Below are 19044 nucleotides of genomic sequence, written 5' to 3' on the forward strand. Positions count from 1 at the left end.
GGAACTCGACTCTTGGCAACCCGCAATTCCCCCGGTTCATCCGCCAGTGACATGAAGCAGCAACTGCTCGACAAGGCGCGTGCGCGCCGCACTCGCCCGGCCAATACGCAGTCGAATGATGAGGATATCTTCGCCCACAAGAGCGCTGAACCGCTTCAGATCAGCGATGACTTCGTGCGCTTCGATCGCCAACCGGGCTATCAGCAACTCAGCATGATGCAGCAGGCCGGCGCCGCCTTTGGCGTGCCGGAGCCCTTCTTCCGCGTGCATGAAGGCTGTGCTGGCGCCACGACGCGTATCGAAGGGCGTGAGCTGGTCAACTTCGCCAGCTACAACTACCTCGACTACTCGCGCCATCCGGAGGTGGTCAAGGCCGCGGCGGATGCTGCCGCGCACTATGGCACCTCGGTGTCGGCCTCACGCGCCGTCTCCGGCGAGCGACCGATCCACCAGCAGCTGGAAGCCGCCGTCGCGCGCACCTACGACGTCGAGGATGCGGTGGTCTTCGTCAGTGGCCACGCCACCAATGTCTCCACGCTGGGCTATCTGCTCGGGCCGAAGGACCTGATCCTGCATGACGAGTGGATCCACAACAGCTCGCTGGTCGGCGCTCAGCTGTCCGGCGCCCGGCGCATGCCGTTCGCGCACAATGACCCGGACGCGCTGGAAGCGCTGTTGCGTGCCCAGCGGGGCAAGTTCGAGCGCGTGCTGATCGTCACCGAAGGCCTCTACAGCATGGACGGTGACGTGCCGGACCTGCCGCGCCTGATCGCCCTCAAGCAGAAGTACCGCTGCTGGCTGATGGTCGACGAAGCCCACTCCTTCGGCGTGCTTGGGGAGCGCGGGCTCGGCCTGAGGGAGCACTTCGACATCGCTGCGCGTGACGTCGATATCTGGATGGGCACGATGAGCAAGACGCTGTCCGGCTGCGGCGGCTATATCGCCGGCTGCAAGGAGCTGGTCAGCATGCTGCGCTACTTCGCGCCGGGCTTCCTCTACTCGGTGGGCATGCCGGCACAGGTCGCCGCCCCGTCGCTGAAGATTCTCGAACTGCTCCAAGGCGACGATGCCAGGCAGCGCATCGCACGTTTGCATGATGTCTCCGGCTACTTCCTCAAGCGCGCCCGCGCCCTGGGGCTCGATGTCGGCGACAGCCTGGGCGTTGCCGTCGTGCCGGTGATTCTGGGCAGCTCGCTGGTGGCCGCTCGCCTCTCCAACCAGCTGTTCGAGGCAGGCTTCAACGTCCAGCCCATCCTGCACCCCGCCGTCCCGGAGAAGAGCGCGCGGCTGCGCTTCTTCCTCTCCTGCGAGCATACCGAAGCGCAGGTGGACGCCGTCCTCGACACGCTCATGCAGCAGCTGAGCAATATCAAGGCGGGTCTTTGACCAGACTTGTGAGCCAGAGTTGTGAGCCAGAGTGACAAGTCAGCGCAAGAACTCAGAATCGTGAGCCAAGGCTGATCGGGGTTTCGCAATGCCTTCACTGCTGCCCACTCACAACAAAAAACGCGGCCCTGCTTTTCAGCGGGGCCGCGTTTTTTGTCACGACAGGAGTCAGTGACGGAGCCAGGCGTCAGTGACTCAAGACTTCTCTGCCATCAGTTCGCTCAGCACCTGCTCGAACACTTCCTTGGGCTGAGCACCGCTCAGGGCACTGCGGCGGTTGAAGACGAAGGTGGGCACGCTGGAGATGCCCATCTGCTTCCAGTGGTTCTCATGTTGCACCACCTGCTCACGTGCTTCGGCGTCATCGAGCTGCGCGAGCCCTTCCGTGGCATCCAGCCCGACCGCTGCCAGCGAGTCCGCCATCACGGCGCGGTCCGACATGTCCTTCTGCAGCGTGAAGAAGTCCGCGAAGAACTGCATCATCAGGTCATGCTGCATGCCTTGCTCGGCGGCATACTCGAGCAATACGTGCAGCTCGAAGGTATTGACCATGCGCATGTCGCCGAAGTAGTTGAAGACCAGCCCTTCCTCGGCCGCCAGGTTGGCGAGGTTCTGGCGCGCCTCGACACTGCCCTTGGGCGTGGTGCCGTACTTGCGTTCAGAGTGCGCGCGCAGGTTCTCGCCATGGGCCGGCATGTCCGGGTTCAGCTCGAAGGGCTGCCATTCGATCTCGACCTTGTCTTCCAGGCCCAGTGACTGAATGGCGCTCTCGAGGCGCTTGTAGCCAATGATGCACCACGGGCACACCACATCGGAGACGATGTCGATCTTGAGCTTGTCTTGCATATCCATTCTCCTGAGCGGCGAGGCAACACGCCTCACCGCTCGTCAATATTCGTGAGCGACTGCTCAAATTTGCGCGTACTGTAGACCCCGTGCGCGCTCAGGTCAAAGCCTCTCCAGAGTTCCGAAGCGCCAAGCGCTGAACCTCGAGAGCGTCATGCGCTGAACGCTGTCGCCTCTTCAGGTCTGACATTCCATGCAGACATCGCGATCAGTCATGCTTGGCTTGGGTTGTATCGCAAGCGGCATGCGACGCTGCCTCAAAGCGACGCTCGTGGGCGCACAGCGTACCCCAGACGATCGACAACCAGTAGGCGTAAACCATGACGCCGCTGGCTTGGGAGAACATCACCCAGGTCATGCCGAAGTCGAGGAAGGTCAGCGGCAGCAGTACCCCGGCGACAGCCAGTGAGCGCAATGTCAGGTCGTCACTGTCCAGGCGACGATAGAAGAGACGCAGTGGCACCAGATAGAGGGCCAGCAACGCAAGTAGCCCCAACACCCCGCGCTTGACCCATGCATCGAGAAACTCGTTATGGGGATGTTCATAGGGCTGCACATGGCGGCTCAGCTCGCCCTGCTCGATCATCGCATCACGCGCCTCGGCGTAGCCTGTCTCGCCCCTGCCCAGCCACGGCTGCTCGGCAATCATCAACAAGGCGCCCCGCCACATCTCGAGGCGCGCCCCCGCCGAGGTGCCGGCATTGCGGTCCTCCACGTACTTCGTGACATCCGAGACGCCGGCTTCGACACGTTGCTGGATACCGGTCGCCGGCGTCATCACCATCAAGGCGATCACCACGGCACACATGAAGACGCCCAACCGCAGCACACGCCGCGAGATCACCTCACCATAACTGCGATACAGCACCCAGGCGGCAAACGGGAAGCCGATCCAACCGCCGCGAGTCCCCGACATCAAGGAGCCGATGATGCCAAACGCACCGCCAATCAGCAGCACCAGCAACCAATAGCGCCGCCGAGCTCCCGCCTGACTCATCGCCCAGCCAAGGCCTGCCAGACACATCAGCCCCATCAACATGCAGATATCACCGAAGTTGATGGTATTGGTGAAGCCTCCCGCACGATGCACACCCCACACCAGCTTCTGCCACATCGCCCAACTGCCGGTCAGCACACTGCCGAGGATCAACCCGCCCCACATGGCCCCTAGCGAGGGGGGACACGACAACACCAGCAACAGCACCGGCACAGCCAGCAACAGACGAATCGGCACGCCTGTCGTCTGCCATGCATCCCCCTGCAGCAGGATGCTCACCAGCAACAAGGCAGCGAGGCCCGCCACCACGCCGATCACTGCCAGGTCTTGTTTGTGGGCGGCCCCCAACAGCCTGCGCGGCTCGCGCAGCAGACAATAGCCACTGATCAACACCAGCAACGCCGGCCCGAGGCTATAGCCAGAAGGCATCACCAGGCTGAGCAAGCCGAACAGGAAGACACTGCAGGAAACGGCGCGCGAGATCATAGGGGGAAAATACGGAGCAACACCGGATGAATCCGAGCGCGCAGCAGAAGCGAATGACGGCATACCTTGCCTTCCTGATCCAATGATGACGATGTGAACGGTGATACGGGCAACTCAATCGAATACGGCAAAGCGCTATCGTGAGCTTGATGAGCGAGATAGCCTGACACAACTGCCCTCCTCCTTGGCATCAGGCGCGCAGCATGAAAGTCATCACCTGCTCCCTCTACCCCGTACCCTGTGAACCCATACGAAAACGCCGCATCACGAGGATGCGGCGTTTGAGTCTTGATCAAGAATCAGAACTCTGGATCAATCGTTGCCGAACAGATCGCGGGTGTAGACCTTGTCGACCACATCAGCTAGCTCCTCGGCCATGCGATTGCTCAGAATGACATCCGCTTCCTGCTTGAACGCCTCGAGATCACGCATGACGCGTGAACCGAAGAAGGTGTCTTCTTCCAGCACCGGCTCGTATACCACCACTTCCACGCCCTTGGCCTTGATGCGCTTCATAACGCCTTGCATGGCACTGGCACGGAAGTTGTCAGAACCGGACTTCATCACCAGGCGATACACCCCCACCACTTGCGGGTTGCGCTTGAGTACGGATTCCGCGATGAAATCCTTGCGCGTGGTGTTGGCATCGACGATGGCCTGGATCATGTTGTTGGGCACTTCCTGATAATTGGCCAACAACTGCTTGGTATCCTTCGGCAGACAGTAGCCCCCATACCCGAATGACGGGTTGTGGTAATGCTGCCCGATGCGCGGGTCCAGCCCCACACCTTCGATGATCTGCCTGGCATCCAGGCCACGCGATTCGGCATAGGTATCCAGCTCATTGAAGTAGGCCACGCGCATCGCCAGGTAGGTATTGGCAAACAGCTTGATGGCTTCCGCCTCGGTGCTGTCAGTGAAGAGCACATCAATGCCCTGCTTGATCGCGCCTTCCTTGAGCAGACCAGCGAACACCTCGGCACGCTCGGAGCGCTCACCGACGATGATGCGAGACGGATGCAGGTTGTCGTACAGGGCCTTGCCTTCGCGCAGGAACTCCGGCGAAAAGATCAGATTCTGGGTATTGAAACGCTCACGCGCCTCTACCGTATAGCCCACCGGCACAGTGGACTTGATCACCATAACCGCGTCAGGATTGATGTCGCGCACATCCTGAATCACCGCTTCAACACTCCTGGTATTGAAGTAGTTGGTAGAGGCATCGTAATCGGTCGGCGTGGCGATGATCACGAAATCGGCACCACGATAGGCCTCTTCCTTGTCGAGGGTAGCGCGGAAATTCAGATCTCCACGTGCCAGAAACTCGTCAATCTCGGCGTCTTCAATCGGTGCGACACCACGGTTCAGCCCTTCCACTTTCTCCGGCACGATATCCAGTGCGATCACTTCATGATGCTGTGCGAGCAGCATGGCGTTGGAGAGGCCGACATAGCCAGTGCCTGCGATGGCGATTTTCATTCCAATAATTCCTATATTCGTTCATATATCAATTGACATCCGCCCACTCGAAAATTCAAGCATTGCGATGGCTACACCAAGAGCCGACTGCCGTCAAAAGGATACTGGCAACAAAGGATAACGTTGTTTAGCCATAACCCGCACTGCAAACCTGATATCGAATCGACGCAAATTTCTAATATGAGCAGCACGAGGTGCCCCGTTAACAACGAAAGGAGCCAAGTATCAAAAATTCCAGCGATACCCCCGACAGAAAGATACAGAAGGCCCCGATCCACAGGATCGGGGCCTTCTGTCGCATCAGCTTCGCACAGACAACCGAGCAGCTTACCGGCTCATGTCATGCGCTCAGCGTTTGGTGAAATTGTTGCGCACCAGGTCGACCACGTCATCCATGCGACCATTGAGCACCGCCTTGGCGGAGTAGAGCGCGGTGGAGGCGACCTGCCCAGCCTCCACGTGTGGCGGCATCACCAGCTCCATGCGGTTGACCTTGACCTCGAGCACCCCGGGGCCGTCCTGGGCCAGCAGGCTCTGCACCGCCTCATCCAGCTCGTGCTTCTCCTCGACGCGACGCCCCCACAGCCCCATCGACTGTGCCAGCAGCGAGAAGTCAGGGTTCTCGAGCTCGGTGTAGGTATCCAGAATGCCCTCGACCTTCTGCTCGAGCTCGACGAAGCCCAGCGTGCTGTTGTTGAAGATGACGATCTTGAGCGGGATCTTCTCCTGCTTGAGGGTCAGCAGGTCCCCCATCAGCATGGCAAGGCCGCCATCGCCACACATGGTGATCACCTGACGCTGCGGGTAGGCCTTCTGGATGCCGATGGCCTGAGGGTAGGCGTTGGCCATGGTGCCGTGCATCAGGCTCGGCAGGGTACGGCGCTTGCCGTTGGCCCGGATGTGGCGCAGGCACCACACCATCGGGCTGCCGCCATCGGCAGTGAAAACGGCGTCTTCGCTGGCGTGACGATCCAGCGCCAGTGTCAGCTCCTGCGGGTGGATCAGACGCTCGTCATCGGAGGTGACAGCGGCATCGTCACGCGCCTCGAGATACTTCTTGCGGCAGCTGTCGAGCCAGGCGCTATCGTCACGCGGATCGACGCGGGTCAGCAGCGCCGCGCAGGTGTCCTTGACGCTACCGACGACCCCGAGATCCACCGGGTGGCGGATACCGATCTTGCCGGGGTCCAGATCGACCTGAATCACCGTCGCCTTGTCCGGATAGAACTGGGTCCAGGCGAAGCTGCAACCGAGCAGCAGCAAGGTGTCACACTCCGCGACAGCCTCGTAGCCGCCCTGCAGCCCGAACACGCCGGTCATGCCGACTTCGAGTTCATTGTTCGGCTCGATGAAGTCCTTGGCGCGCGACGTCCAGGCTATTGGCGCCTTGAGTCGTCGTGCCAGCGCCAGCACTTCCTCCTGCGCGTGCTGACAGCCGATGCCGGCATAGATAGAGACCTTGCCCGGCGCATTCAGCGCCTCGGCCACGGCGGCCAGCTCCTGCTCGCCGGGACGAATCACCGGCGTAAAGCGATGGGCACGCCACGGCAGCGAGCCCTTGGGCTTCTGGGTGAACAGATCCCCCGGCACGATCAGCACCGCGACCCCGCCTTCCGCCAGCGCCTTCTGCGCCGCGATGGCGACCATGCGGCGAGCATTCTCGGGGTTGGTCAGGTACTCGCAGAACACGCTGTACTGGGAATAGAGCGCCTTCTGATCCACATCCTGCGGGAAGCCGACGCCCATCTCGCTGGTATCGATCTGCGAGGCGATGAACACCACTGGCGCGCCATTGCGGTGTGATTCGATCAGACCATTCAGAAAGTGCGTGCTGCCCGGCCCGCAGGTGCCGGCACAGCAGGAAAGCTCGCCACTGATGAAGGACTCGCCCCCTGCCGCGAAACCGGCCACCTCCTCGTGCCGCACATGCACCCATTCCATCTCGGAGCGCCGAATGGCGTCGGTGAAGTGGTTGATGGTGTCACCCACGATGCCGTAGCAACGCTTGGCGCCGGCCTCAAGCAGTGAATCGACGATGATCTCGGAGACGGACGCTGACGAAGATGTGGTTAGTGCCATGGAGGTGCTTTCCTTTTCCGGTGAACTTTCGGGTCAGGATGAGCAATGCATTCACTCATTCGAATAAACAGTGAACATGACCTTGGGTCCAAGCCGCGGAAAACAATGGCCAGCCCCGAAACTCACGTTGGCACACGGCGTTGCGTGTGATGGGGCGTGAACTTCATGCCCGAGCAAGCGATACCCGAGCTGGCCCAGCGTGCTGGGAGAGATACACCAGGACATGAGCACTGTCCCCTTTTTCACCTCCCGACTCTTATCCCTGCCCCCTCTCTGCTCCTACCTCTACTCCGCTCTCTATCCCCTCCTGCCTCTGCTCGCTGGCCTGCCGCCATCGGGCCAGGCGGCGCATCAGCGTTATTTTCTCTGTATTTCAAGAAGTTAATGTCGGAAGACAATCAATTTACATATGAATGAAAAAATACTGAAAAATTTCACTTGCGCGATTTTACTCGCCGTCTATTTTCATTTGTGACGCGTGAAGATTCATCGAGTGCTGTATCAGCTGCAGCGCATTCACTGACGATGGATGGGGACCTAGCCGGTTCGATGAAGGCGATGTCCCAGCCCCGCTCCCATGACAACAATAAAATCTGCTCTCGATATTCCTGTCGGCTTGTCAGGTGTCTGACGAGATCTGGCGTGGAGCATCAGGGCCCCTTCCTGGAGGCACCCCAGTGACAGCAACACGCAATCCCGCAGCGGCTGAGCGCGCTGGCAACAACGGCGTTCCGCGCTCATCCGGTCTGCTTGGCGACTACGATAAAGGGTTGTTCTGGCCCGTCCTCAGCATCTACACCCTGATCATGATCTATGCCCTGGCGGCGCCGGAGCAGACCGGCGCGGCGCTATCCGGCATACGTGACTTCCTGATCTTCAATTTCGGCTGGAGCTTCGTGCTCGGGGTCGCCGCGACGCTGATCTTCAGCTTCTATCTGTTGCTCAGCCCCTTCGGCGGCATTCGCCTGGGGCCAGACGATTCACGCCCTGAGTTCAGCTATGTAGCGTGGATCTCGATGATCTTCAGCTGCGGGCTGGGCATCGGTTTCGTGTTCTTCAGCGTCGCCGAGCCATTGACGCATCTCTATACCTCCTCGCATGTGCAGGACCTCAATCAGGTCGGCCAGCAGGCCGGGGTCTCGACCGCAATCCGCAACACGCTGATGGACTGGGGCATGAATGGCTGGGCACTGTTTGCCGTGGCCGCCTGGGCCATCGCCTTTCCGGCCTATCGCCTCGGGCAGCCGCTGACGGTCGCCACCGGCCTCTACGGTCTTCTGGGAGAGCGCTGCAACAGCAGCGTGTGGGGCAAGCTTGCCAATGGTCTTGGCGTGATCGGCACCATCGGCGGCAATGCCACAATGATCGGGCTGGGCGTCACCTCCATCAGCTATGCCTTGAAGGTACTGTTCGGACTCGAGTTCGGTGCCTTCGGTCAGGCCATGGTGATGCTGGTGATCATCATCGCCTATGTGGCATCGGCGGCGACCGGCATCGAGCGCGGCATCAAGTACCTCAGCCTGCTCAACATGATCATGGCCGGCGCCATTCTGCTGGCGCTGCTGGCCTTCGGCCACGCCCCGGCGCAGTACCTGCTGAACATGATCACCCAGCAGTTCGGTGACTACTTCGGCTCGGTGTTCGTCAACCAGTTCTGGACCGACGCAGGCAGCTTCGAACAGCGTGAGTGGGTGGGCTGGTGGATGATCTTCTACTGGCTCTGGTACATCTCCTATATCCCCTTCTGCGGCGGTTTCATCGCGCGCATCTCCCGCGGCCGCACCCTGCGCGAATTCGTGTTCGGCGTAGTGGTGGTGCCGATGCTGCTGTCGATCGTGTGGTTCAGCATCTGGGGTGGCTCGGCCGGCTATGCCGAGGTCAATCAGATCGTGCCGCTGTGGGAAAGCGTGCAGGGCAATCCGGAATCCGGCATCTACCTGTTGCTGCAGAGCATGCCCGGCGGCTGGTGGCTATGTCTCGCGGTGCTGTTCAACATCATCGTCTTTGCCGTCACCACCTCGGATTCGGCCTCGTTCTTCTCGGCCATGCAGGTCTCCAATGGCAACGAGAATCCGAAGATCCTGATGCGCCTGCTGTGGGGCGTGATCATCGGTGTCACCGGCATCGTCTTCCAGCTTGCCGGTGGCTTCAACGCCATCAAGAGCCTGGCGATCGTGGTCGGCGCGCCCTTCTTCCTCGTCAGCATCGCTTACATGTTCTCGGTCTATCGCATGCTCAAGGCGACCCATGAACAGCCCGCGACGGCCATGCAGCCGGCCCATCAGGTAAAGCCTATGCCTGCCGAAGCCGCTGAGCCGGAAGCCCCCAGCGTTGTGACACCCGCTACGCCAACTAGCACGCCCACGCCAACACCGCCCTCCCTCCCGGGGTCGGGAAGCCAGCCCATCCCGGGCGCGACCTGAGCGGCAAGACGGGCACACGTCGACTCGAGCAGGCAAGCCAGCCGAGCGCAACGCGCACGAACCAACACCGCCATTGATCGCCAATGACAATGATCACCAACAACGATCACCAATGACAACGATCGCCAACAATAAGACGGATGGTGACCCACGATGACTGTCAAGCAGCCTTACAACCCTCACTACGACCCTCTCAAGGACAGCTCCCCGGGCGAAGGGGTGGATTATGCGCCGAGCTACTGGCGCTACCACGCCGGGCCGCCGCCCGAGGATGATGGCCCGGTCACTGACGACATGGAGGCCGACGTGGTGCTGATCGGCGCCGGCTTCACCGGCCTTGCCACCGCGATGTTCCTGGCGCGTGAGCATGGCATCAAGGCGGTGGTGCTGGAGGCCAATCAGATCGGCTGGGGCTGCACCAGCCGCAATGGCGGCCAGGGGCATCTGGCCTGGGGGCGCCTGAGCCGCAGCCAGTGGGTCAGGAAATGGGGCGTAGACATGGCGCGCCAGCTGCACGCCAATAGCCTGGAGGGGTTCGAGGTCTTCAAGTCCCTGACCCAGGACCCGGAGGTGGATTGCGAGCCTCAGCCGCTGGGCAACCTGCTGATCGCCCACAGCCCGCAGGCCATGCAGCATCTCGAGGCCGAATCACGCCTGTGCAACAACATCCTCGGCTACCGGACCCGAACGCTGGACCGCGCGTCAGTGCATCGTGACTTCATGGGCGATCAGGAGAGTCACGGTGCGATGCTGGAGCCAGAGGGCATCGCCGTGCAGCCGCTCAAGCTGGCCTACAGCTATGCGCGTATCGCGCGCCGCCATGGCGCCCGAATCCACACCAGCAGCCCGGTGCAGCACTGGACGACCGAGAACGGCATCCACTATCTGCAGACGCCGGGTGGCACGGTCAAGGCTCGCGCGGTGGGCATCGCCACGGCGGGCTATACCAGCCCCAACCTTCACTCGCTGACCGCCTATCGCAACATGCCGATCATGGCCAACTCGGTGTGGACGCGCACGCTGACCGACGAGGAGATCGAGGCCTGCGGCCTGCATTCCACCATCTTCGCCACGGACACCCGCAAGCTGCGCCACTACTACCGACTGCTGCCCGAGAAGCGCCTGCAGATCGGGACGCGCAGCGCCATCAGTGGTGCGGATGCGCAGAACGCCCGACATCTGGATGTGGTGCATGAGGCCATCGCGCGCAAGTTTCCCGCGCTGGCCGGCATCGAGACGCCGTGGTTCTCGCATGGCTGGATGGATATCTCCCACGACATGATGCCGCGCATCGTGCAGCCGGACCCCAAGCAGCAGATCTTCTACTCCCAGGGCTACAGCGGCAACGGCGTGTCGTTCTCGGCCTATGCCTCCAGGCAGCTGGCCGCGCTGATCGCCGGGAAGTCGCTGCCGGAGGTTCATCTGCCGATCTTCAACTCGCCGCTGCCCGCCCATCCGCTCAGGCCTATCCGGCGCATGGGGCAACACCTGCTCTACAAGTATTTCCAGGTGCTGGACAAGGTGAGCTGAGTCACGCGCCGCGCGAGTTGCGCCACTGATCGCTCCTATCACTTCCCGCTATCACTTCCCGACACGCCGCGGCGCTCTCGAACCCCGTCGCGGCACCTCCCACTGACATGCCTCCTTCGGCATGCAAGCACCAGAGAGACGCACCATGAATCGTGAACAGATGACCGCCATGTTCGATGCCTTCAATCGCCACGCCATCGATGAGGTCATGGAATACTTCGCCGACGATGTGGTCTTCGACACCGTGTCCGGCGATGAGGCGCACGGCACGCGTATCGTCGGCAAGGCCGCCGTGCGCGACGCCTTCGTGAATACCTGGACGACCATGCCCGATGTGCAGTGGGCCAAGGGCGAGTTCTTCTTCGCCGATCAGCGCGTCGTCTCCGAATGCACCTTCATCGCGACCCAGCCCGATGGCCTGCGTGTCGAGGCCGATAGCGTGGATCTCTTCACCATCGAGAAGGGCAAGATCACCCGCAAACAGGCCTTCCGCAAGCAGCGACCGGCCTTTACGCCAGCCGCGTGATTTTCATGCGCAGCTCAGACGCAAAAGGCCAGTCGTGATGACTGGCCTTTTGCGTCTCAAGCCCTATCTCTGAGGTTCCTATCTCAAGAGTCTCTATCTCAAGTCCCTTATCAATACCCGCCAGCCCCCTATCAATCTCCGCCTCGACACGACGATTTGATAACGACACAGGCTTATCTCTCGACGCCGCATGCTGATAATCTTGCTGATGAAAACCGCTGCATGCTTTTCATCCACATGAAATGCCACTCATTGACCGCCAGCTCCCATTGCCAAGAGGAAACCGGATGACCACGGACTCAGACTCCTCACCGGCATCAACCGGCAGCACACTCAGCAATGCAGAACAGGAAGACCGCCGAATCGGCCGGCAGCTGCGCGACCTGCGAAAGTCCCGCCAGCTGACCCTCAGCCAACTGGCGGAACGCGTCGGCAAATCCGTCGGCTATCTCAGCCAGGTGGAACGCGGCGTCTCCTCGCTGCCCATCGGGGTGTTGCAGACGCTGAGTGACGCCCTTGGCGTGCGCGTCAGCTGGTTCTTCCAGCCGGGCGGCAGTGATTCGGCGGTCGAGCAGGAAACCATCGTGCGTGCGGATCAGCGCCGTGCCATGAACCTCGGTGCCATCGGTGCGCGGGAAGAATTGCTCTCCCCCCGCCTGAGCGGTCAGCTCATCCTGATCATGACCCGCCTGCAACCCGGTGGCAGCGGCGGCGAGACGCCGCGTGAACGGCGCGGTGAGGAAGCGGGCTATGTAGAAAGTGGCCAACTGGAGCTCACCCTCGGCGAGCAGGTCTTCCTGCTCAACCCGGGCGACAGCTTCTCGCTGACCGGGGAAGAACCCCACTGGATTCGCAACCCCGGCGAGACCGAGACCCGCATCGTCTGGGTGATGACGGGCGTGGAGTACTGAGGCATCGCGCTCAGAGTCCGCTTGTTCGCTCTCTTTTATTTTCTCTTGCTTATATACATCCCACTTATGCATAACTCTCGTGCTTCATACCCCCCCTCTCAGTGGGGCATCTTGTCGCGCGTGGTGTAATAGACGCTGTCGATATGCGAGAGCATGGCGCGTTCAGCAGCATCCGGGTCACCGGCACGTAGCGCCTCGACGATACGCACATGCTCTCCATAGCTGCGCTTGATCGAGCCATGTTCGGCCATGACCTGGCGGCGAATGTTGAGCGCGTAGGTATAAAGCTCATCGGCATAGCGGATCAGGATCTCGTTGCGCGAGTATTCGGCGATGACGTGATGGAAGTTCTGATCCGAGAGCTGGAAGTTCACCGGTGAGTCAAAGTGCTGCGACTGAGCCTCCAGCAAGGCGTCGAGCTTCTTGAGCCCCACCTCATCGATATGCCGCGCGGCGCGGCGGGCGATGGCCGATTCCACCACGATCCGGCTCTCGAAGACGCTCTCGATATCCAGGTTGTTGAGCTCATCGCCCTGCTGACGCGCGGGATGATTGCGGAAGCTGTCAATCACGACCTCACTGGCACAGACCCGTGACTTGCTGCCGTGCGAGACATTCAAGAGGCCATAGCCCGTCAACAGCGCCAGCCCCCCGCGCACGGTCTCACGACTCACTTCAAACAACTGCGCCAGCTCACGCTCGCTGGGCAGCTCATCTCCATCGCGCAGCAGCCCCGTCAGGATCATCTCGATGAGCTTGTCGGCGAGAATTTCCTTCTTGGTCTGATTCTTCAGCGCTTTCTCGAAGGCGAAAGGCGTCTGCTTCATGCAGCCTCCACTGGTATATATTTCATACCAGCATAACCGACAACCGCTAATCGCGCATCCACAAACCGACCATGGTCGCAATTTTCGAGAAAACCTTGACCGATCAGCGTGGGCTCGGCTAATTTTTATCTCAACTGGTCCGGTAAACCAACCAGCAGACCATAAAGTGCGAATTGATTGAAGAAACCAACAACAACGCCAACTCTCACAAGGCTGGAATTCACATGTCAGCAACACGCCCTGTCATTGCCCTCACCCTTGGTGACCCCGCCGGTATCGGCCCGGAGCTGATCGCGCGCCTGGTCGCGGAACCCGAGCAATTCGCCGAGACCCACAGCGTACTGGTCGCCGATCAGTGGCTGTGGGAGCAGGGCCAACGCCAGGCCGGTCTCTTCACCCAGCTGCCGCGCGTCGCAAGCTTCGCCGAGGCCCGCCAGCATGAAGGCCTGTCATTGATGCTGGTGGAAAGCGTGGCCCAGCAGGAGGTGACGCTGGCCGAGGAAAGCGCCGCCTGTGGCGCCTCGACCCTCGCGGTGCTGTCCCGCTGCCTGGAGGCGGCCCAGAACGAGGAAGTCGACGCCATCTGCTTCGCACCGCTCAACAAGCTGTCGATGAAGAAAGGTTGCCTCGGCCACGAGGACGAGCTGCACTTCTTCGCCGAGAAACTGGGAGTCGAGGGCTATTTCTGCGAGTTCAACACCCTGGGGACGCTGTGGACCTCGCGCATCTCCTCGCACATCCCGCTCAAGGACGCCGCCGAGTACGTCACCCAGGAGCGCATCATCGCCGCCAGCCAGCTGATTCATGACTCGCTGAAACTGGCCGGTTTCGAACACCCGCGCATCGCCGTCGCCGCCTTCAATCCCCACGGTGGTGAAGGTGGCACCTGTGGGCGCGAGGAAATCGACGTCATCGCGCCGGCCGTCGCGCGCTGCAATGAACAGGGCTACCCGGTCGAGGGCCCCTTCCCGGCCGACACCATCTTCATCAAGGCGCGCGATGGCGAGTACGACGCCATCGTGACCATGTACCACGACCAGGGGCAGATCGCGATCAAGCTGCTGGGCTTCAAGTCCGGCGTCACCGTCCAGGGCGGCCTGCCTATCCCCATCACCACGCCGGCCCACGGCACCGCCTTCGATATCGCCGGTCAGGGCAAGGCAGACGTCAACCCGACCCGCAATGCCTTCGCGATCGCCAAGCGCATGGGCACCAACCTGCGTGCGCTGCGCCTCGAGACCGCTTCTGCCTGATGCGCTTGCGCCTCTCGCTCATGAACCTGAATCAACGCCATCCACAACAAGGATAATTCGATGAAGATCACCAACGTCAGAACCCGCGTCTTCGAATGGAAAGGCCACACCGTCCCCCCGACCGCCCACTTCTGCTCCAACGCCATGGATGAGCTGTGGGACAAGGGCGACTCGATGGGCACCTTCCGCTTCCACGGCTGGACAGTGGTGGAGATCGAGACCGACAACGGCCTGGTCGGGCTGGGCAACGTGGCGCTGGCACCGCGCATCGCCAAGGCGATCATCGATCAGTACCTCACGCCGCTGATCATCGGTCAGGACCCCTTCGACTACGAATACCTGTGGCAGCGCATGTACCGCTCCACCCACGCCTGGGGCCGCAAGGGCATCGGCATGGCCGCCATCTCCGGCGTCGATATCGCCATCTGGGACATCATGGGCAAGGCGGTCGGCAAGCCAGTCTTCAAGCTGCTGGGCGGGCGCACCAAGGAGAAGATTCCCTGCTACGCCTCCAAGCTCTACCGCACCGACCTCAAGGGCATGCAGGAAGAGGCCCAGTCCTATCTGGATCAAGGCTTCACCGCCATGAAGATGCGCTTCGGCTACGGTCCGCGTGATGGGGTCGAGGGCGTGCGTGCCAACCTGGATAGCGTGGCCGCCGTGCGCGAAGTCATCGGCGAGGATGTCGACCTGATGCTCGAGTGCTACATGGGCTGGAACCTGGACTACGCCAAGCGCATGTTGCCGAAGCTGGAACGCTTCCAGCCGCGCTGGCTGGAAGAGCCGGTGATCGCCGATGACATCGATGGCTACGCCGAACTCAATCAGCTGACCAGCATTCCCATCTCCGGCGGCGAGCACGAATTCACCCATTACGGCTTCCGCCAGCTGCTGGAAAAGCGCGCCGTCTCCGTCATCCAGTACGACACCAACCGGGTCGGTGGCATCACCGCCGCGCGCAAGATCAACGCCCTCGCCGAGTCCTTCAGCGTGCCGGTCATCCCACACGCCGGCCAGATGCACAACTACCACCTGACCATGGCCTCACTGGCCTCCCCGATGAGCGAGTACTTCCCGGTGCACGATGTCGAGATCGGCAACGAGCTCTTCTACTACATCTTCAAGGGCGACCCGGAGCCGGTGAACGGCTTCATCGACCTCGACGAAGAGACCCCGGGGCTGGGCCTCGAGCTGAACAGCGACTACTTCGATCAGTTCAACATCATCGAGTGAGGAAGCCATCATGAGACTCGTCCAACTTCGCACCGCCAATGGCCCGCGGGTCGCCGTGGTCGAAAGCCGCGACCAGCTGCGCCTGCTCGACTTGCCCGGTGGCACCTATGAGCTGGCCACCCGCGCCATCGAGCTGGGCATCGGGCTCAGCGCGCTGATCGAACAGCACTACTCGCACACCCTGGTCGACTACAAGCAGGCGATCGATCGCCGCGAAGTGCTGCCGCCGGTCACCCACCCCGACCGCGCGCGCTGCACCGTCACCGGCACCGGCCTGACCCACCTGGGCAGTGCCGATACCCGCGATGCCATGCATGCCGCCGCCCAGGCACAGAGCGAGAATGACGCCAACGTCACCGACTCGATGCGCATGTTCCGCATGGGCCTCGAAGGCGGCAAGCCCGCCGCAGGCCAGGTCGGCGCGCAGCCGGAATGGTTCTACAAGGGTGACGGCAGCATCGTGGTCGCGCCGGAAACCGCGATCAGCGTGCCGGCCTTCGCCGAGGATGCCGGCGAAGAGCCCGAGCTGGTCGGCCTGTACCTCAACGATGCCAATGGCCAGCCGCATCGCATCGGCTACGCCGTGGGCAACGAATTCTCCGACCACATCACCGAGCGCGCCAACTACCTGTGGCTGGCCCACTCCAAACTGCGCGCCTGCAGCTACGGACCTGAGCTGCTGATCGGCGAACTGCCCCAACACCTGGAAGGCACCAGCCGTATCACCCGCGAAGGCCAGACCCTGTGGGAGAAGCCCTTCCTGACCGGTGAGGCCAACATGGCGCACAGCCTGGCCAACCTGGAACACCACCACTTCAAGTACGCCCAGTTCCGCGCGCCCGGTGACCTGCATGTGCACTTCTTCGGCACCGCCACGCTGAGCTTCGCCGATCAGATCAAGGTGCAGGAAGGAGACCGCTTCGAGATCGAACTACCGGCCTTCGGGCGCGCGCTACGCAACCCGGTCGCCTTCGAGTCCCATGACAACCAAGCGGAGCAGCCATCCGCCATGGCAGTGCTTTAGGGCCGCCGACGCTCACGGCAGTCAGCGCAGAGAGGGGCAAGACAGATCTGTAAGACAGACCGACAAGACAGCCCTGAGAGAAAGTTTAGCCAGTGTCGGGCGCACTCCCGCCAACGTCCGACACTTGCAAGAGCATGGACGTCACTCGCAATGCCACTCCCATCGTTCCGATGATGTGCCGTACGTCCAGGCTTCATGACAATAACAAGGGATCACACCACCTTCCGCCCTCCTGTCACCCGATCTGCGCCAGTGCACGCTCGACAAGGTACTGCACGACAACGCCATTCACTGGTACCGACTGCCGATTGCCGCTATCGCATCGCCTACAGGCGCTGCCGCTGTCCCCAGCTCCACCGCTACTACACCTTCTATTACGTCCTCTACTGCAGCCCACAAGACACCCACAGCCTGACTCAACCTGCCTCAGGGCTTCACTTATCAAGGAGAAGACACGATGTCACTCAACGGTCATCAGCTTATCGGACAACGCAGCTTCGCCGCTCAGGGCGAGGCGCTCCACGCCATCAATCCGGCCACGGGTGAGCGTCTGGAGCCCGCCTATCCGGGTGCCAACGCGAGCACGGTGGAAGAGGCCTGCCAGCTGGCCAGCCAGGCCTTCGATGCCTATCGCGCCACGTCGCCCGACGCGAGAGCCGTCTTCCTCGAGACCATCGCCGAGGAAATCGATGCACTGGGCGATACCCTGACCCAGCGCGCCATGCAGGAGACCGGCTTGCCCGAGGCACGCCTGAACGGTGAACGCGGCCGCACCTGCGGGCAGCTCAAGCTGCTCGCCAAGGTACTGCGCCGCGGTGAATGGCAGGATGTGCGCGTCGATCCTGCGCTGCCGGAACGCGCGCCCCTGCCGCGTGCCGACCTGCGCCAGCGTCAGATCCCGCTGGGCCCGGTGGCCGTCTTCGGGGCCAGCAACTTCCCGTTGGCCTTCTCGGTGGCCGGTGGCGATACCGCTTCCGCGCTGGCCGCGGGCTGTCCGGTGGTGGTCAAGGGACACTCGGCTCACCCGGGCACCTCGGAACTGGTCGGTCAGGCCGTGGCGCGCGCCGCCAAGCGTTGCGACATGCCGGAAGGCGTCTTCTCACTACTGTTTGGCCCGGGCAATGAGGTCGGCCAGGCGCTGGTCAAGCATCCCGAGATCCAGGCGGTCGGCTTTACCGGTTCGCGCAGTGGCGGCACCGCCCTGCTGGCCCTCGCTCAGGCGCGCCCGCAGCCGATTCCGGTCTATGCCGAGATGAGCAGCATCAACCCGGTCATCCTGATGCCGGCCGCACTGGAAGCCCGCGGCGAAGCGCTGGGCAGCGCATTCGTCGGCTCGCTCAACATGGGCGCCGGTCAGTTCTGCACCAACCCGGGGCTGGTGCTGGCCATCAAGGGCGAAGCACTGGAGCGCTTCAAGCAAGCCGCCATTCCCGCCATCCAGGCAAGTCCGGTGCAGACCATGCTGACGCCGGGCATCCACAAGGCCTATGCCGAGGGCGTGGCGAGCCTGTCCTCACAGCCCGGCATCACTTGCCTGGCCAGTGGCGAAAGCGACTCGCCCATCGCCAGCCCCTGCCAGACCCAGCTGTTCAGCACCCAGGCGAGCGACTTCCTGGCCAATGAGGCCATGCAGGCGGAAGTCTTCGGCTCCAGCTCGTTGATCATCGAATGCGATGATCTCGCTCAGCTCAAGCAGGTCTGCAGCGCGCTGGAAGGCCAGCTGACCGCCACTCTGCACCTGGATGATGCTGATCACGATGCCGCACGCCAGTTGCTGCCGGTGCTGGAGCGTCGCGCCGGGCGCATCCTCGTCAATGGCTGGCCGACAGGGGTCGAAGTCTGTGACGCCATGGTCCACGGTGGCCCCTGGCCCGCCACCTTCGACAGCCGCACCACCTCGGTGGGCACCGCCGCGATTCACCGCTTCCTGCGTCCGGTCTGCTATCAGGACCTGCCGGATGCCCTGCTGCCACCGGAGCTCAAGCACGATGCACCCTCCGACATCAGCCGCCTGGTGGATGGCGAGCGGGAGGGGTGATACCCC

General features: G+C 62.0%; 14 protein-coding genes. 9 read left to right on the forward strand and 5 right to left on the reverse strand.

Annotation, left to right across the window (positions count from 1 at the left end):
* Positions 1 to 51 precede the first annotated feature (51 nt).
* Entirely contained in the window at positions 52 to 1386 is a 1335-nt protein-coding gene (locus tag R2R70_RS05510; RefSeq protein WP_410977573.1) for an aminotransferase class I/II-fold pyridoxal phosphate-dependent enzyme, read from the forward strand.
* Positions 1387 to 1581: 195 nt separating this feature from the next.
* On the opposite strand, the gene R2R70_RS05515 is transcribed toward R2R70_RS05510, so the two are convergent.
* The 4 genes from R2R70_RS05515 to R2R70_RS05530 form a co-directional block, all read right to left on the reverse strand.
* Positions 1582 to 2232, reverse strand: coding sequence for a DsbA family oxidoreductase (locus R2R70_RS05515; RefSeq protein ID WP_410977501.1), 651 nt, complete (start codon positions 2230 to 2232; stop codon positions 1582 to 1584).
* Between the two features lie 208 nt (positions 2233 to 2440).
* On the reverse strand, positions 2441 to 3778 hold the full coding sequence (locus R2R70_RS05520; protein ID WP_410977502.1) for an O-antigen ligase family protein: 1338 nt from the start codon (positions 3776 to 3778) through the stop codon (positions 2441 to 2443).
* 249 nt (positions 3779 to 4027) lie between these two features.
* Entirely contained in the window at positions 4028 to 5194 is a 1167-nt protein-coding gene (locus R2R70_RS05525) for a nucleotide sugar dehydrogenase (protein ID WP_410977503.1), read from the reverse strand.
* A gap of 348 nt (positions 5195 to 5542) precedes the next feature.
* On the reverse strand, positions 5543 to 7273 hold the full coding sequence (locus R2R70_RS05530; RefSeq protein WP_410977504.1) for a thiamine pyrophosphate-dependent enzyme: 1731 nt from the start codon (positions 7271 to 7273) through the stop codon (positions 5543 to 5545).
* A 677-nt stretch (positions 7274 to 7950) separates the two neighbouring features.
* Between R2R70_RS05530 and R2R70_RS05535 the strand changes: the two genes are divergently transcribed.
* The 4 genes from R2R70_RS05535 (at position 7951) to R2R70_RS05550 (ending at position 12663) form a co-directional block, all read left to right on the forward strand.
* Positions 7951 to 9696, forward strand: a complete 1746-nt coding sequence (locus tag R2R70_RS05535; RefSeq protein WP_410977505.1) for a BCCT family transporter — start codon at positions 7951 to 7953, stop codon at positions 9694 to 9696.
* A 153-nt stretch (positions 9697 to 9849) separates the two neighbouring features.
* Positions 9850 to 11226: an NAD(P)/FAD-dependent oxidoreductase gene (locus R2R70_RS05540; RefSeq protein WP_410977506.1), complete on the forward strand. Its 1377-nt coding sequence runs from the start codon at positions 9850 to 9852 to the stop codon at positions 11224 to 11226.
* Positions 11227 to 11371: 145 nt separating this feature from the next.
* Positions 11372 to 11752: a nuclear transport factor 2 family protein gene (locus R2R70_RS05545; RefSeq protein ID WP_410977507.1), complete on the forward strand. Its 381-nt coding sequence runs from the start codon at positions 11372 to 11374 to the stop codon at positions 11750 to 11752.
* Between the two features lie 287 nt (positions 11753 to 12039).
* Positions 12040 to 12663, forward strand: coding sequence for a helix-turn-helix domain-containing protein (locus R2R70_RS05550; RefSeq protein ID WP_410977508.1), 624 nt, complete (start codon positions 12040 to 12042; stop codon positions 12661 to 12663).
* Positions 12664 to 12761: 98 nt separating this feature from the next.
* On the opposite strand, the gene R2R70_RS05555 is transcribed toward R2R70_RS05550, so the two are convergent.
* Positions 12762 to 13490: a FadR/GntR family transcriptional regulator gene (locus tag R2R70_RS05555; protein WP_410977509.1), complete on the reverse strand. Its 729-nt coding sequence runs from the start codon at positions 13488 to 13490 to the stop codon at positions 12762 to 12764.
* A 224-nt stretch (positions 13491 to 13714) separates the two neighbouring features.
* Between R2R70_RS05555 and R2R70_RS05560 the strand changes: the two genes are divergently transcribed.
* The 4 genes from R2R70_RS05560 (at position 13715) to R2R70_RS05575 (ending at position 19038) form a co-directional block, all read left to right on the forward strand.
* Positions 13715 to 14743 (forward strand): 4-hydroxythreonine-4-phosphate dehydrogenase PdxA, encoded by a 1029-nt coding sequence (locus R2R70_RS05560; protein ID WP_410977510.1) that lies wholly within the window; start codon positions 13715 to 13717, stop codon positions 14741 to 14743.
* 60 nt (positions 14744 to 14803) lie between these two features.
* Positions 14804 to 15976: an L-rhamnonate dehydratase gene (locus R2R70_RS05565; RefSeq protein WP_024952543.1), complete on the forward strand. Its 1173-nt coding sequence runs from the start codon at positions 14804 to 14806 to the stop codon at positions 15974 to 15976.
* 10 nt (positions 15977 to 15986) lie between these two features.
* Entirely contained in the window at positions 15987 to 17000 is a 1014-nt protein-coding gene (araD1, locus tag R2R70_RS05570) for an AraD1 family protein (protein ID WP_410977511.1), read from the forward strand.
* A 457-nt stretch (positions 17001 to 17457) separates the two neighbouring features.
* Complete coding sequence (locus R2R70_RS05575; protein ID WP_410977512.1) at positions 17458 to 19038, forward strand: aldehyde dehydrogenase (NADP(+)); 1581 nt, start codon at positions 17458 to 17460, stop codon at positions 19036 to 19038.
* The last annotated feature ends 6 nt before the right edge of the window (positions 19039 to 19044 follow it).

The organism is Cobetia sp. SIMBA_158 (genome assembly GCF_046566945.1).
GTDB lineage: Bacteria > Pseudomonadota > Gammaproteobacteria > Pseudomonadales > Halomonadaceae > Cobetia > Cobetia amphilecti.

Excerpts from the sequence above, each read along its gene's own strand:
- araD1 (WP_410977511.1), top strand. The coding sequence starts at position 15,987 with ATGAGACTCGTCCAACTTCGCACCGCCAATGGCCCGCGGGTCGCCGTG.
- R2R70_RS05560 (WP_410977510.1), top strand. The coding sequence starts at position 13,715 with ATGTCAGCAACACGCCCTGTCATTGCCCTCACCCTTGGTGACCCCGCC.
- R2R70_RS05520 (WP_410977502.1), bottom strand. The coding sequence starts at position 3,778 with ATGCCGTCATTCGCTTCTGCTGCGCGCTCGGATTCATCCGGTGTTGCT.
- R2R70_RS05555 (WP_410977509.1), bottom strand. The coding sequence starts at position 13,490 with ATGAAGCAGACGCCTTTCGCCTTCGAGAAAGCGCTGAAGAATCAGACC.
- R2R70_RS05550 (WP_410977508.1), top strand. The coding sequence starts at position 12,040 with ATGACCACGGACTCAGACTCCTCACCGGCATCAACCGGCAGCACACTC.
- R2R70_RS05510 (WP_410977573.1), top strand. The coding sequence starts at position 52 with ATGAAGCAGCAACTGCTCGACAAGGCGCGTGCGCGCCGCACTCGCCCG.
- R2R70_RS05530 (WP_410977504.1), bottom strand. The coding sequence starts at position 7,273 with ATGGCACTAACCACATCTTCGTCAGCGTCCGTCTCCGAGATCATCGTC.
- R2R70_RS05515 (WP_410977501.1), bottom strand. The coding sequence starts at position 2,232 with ATGCAAGACAAGCTCAAGATCGACATCGTCTCCGATGTGGTGTGCCCG.
- R2R70_RS05525 (WP_410977503.1), bottom strand. The coding sequence starts at position 5,194 with ATGAAAATCGCCATCGCAGGCACTGGCTATGTCGGCCTCTCCAACGCC.
- R2R70_RS05545 (WP_410977507.1), top strand. The coding sequence starts at position 11,372 with ATGAATCGTGAACAGATGACCGCCATGTTCGATGCCTTCAATCGCCAC.
- R2R70_RS05565 (WP_024952543.1), top strand. The coding sequence starts at position 14,804 with ATGAAGATCACCAACGTCAGAACCCGCGTCTTCGAATGGAAAGGCCAC.
- R2R70_RS05575 (WP_410977512.1), top strand. The coding sequence starts at position 17,458 with ATGTCACTCAACGGTCATCAGCTTATCGGACAACGCAGCTTCGCCGCT.
- R2R70_RS05540 (WP_410977506.1), top strand. The coding sequence starts at position 9,850 with ATGACTGTCAAGCAGCCTTACAACCCTCACTACGACCCTCTCAAGGAC.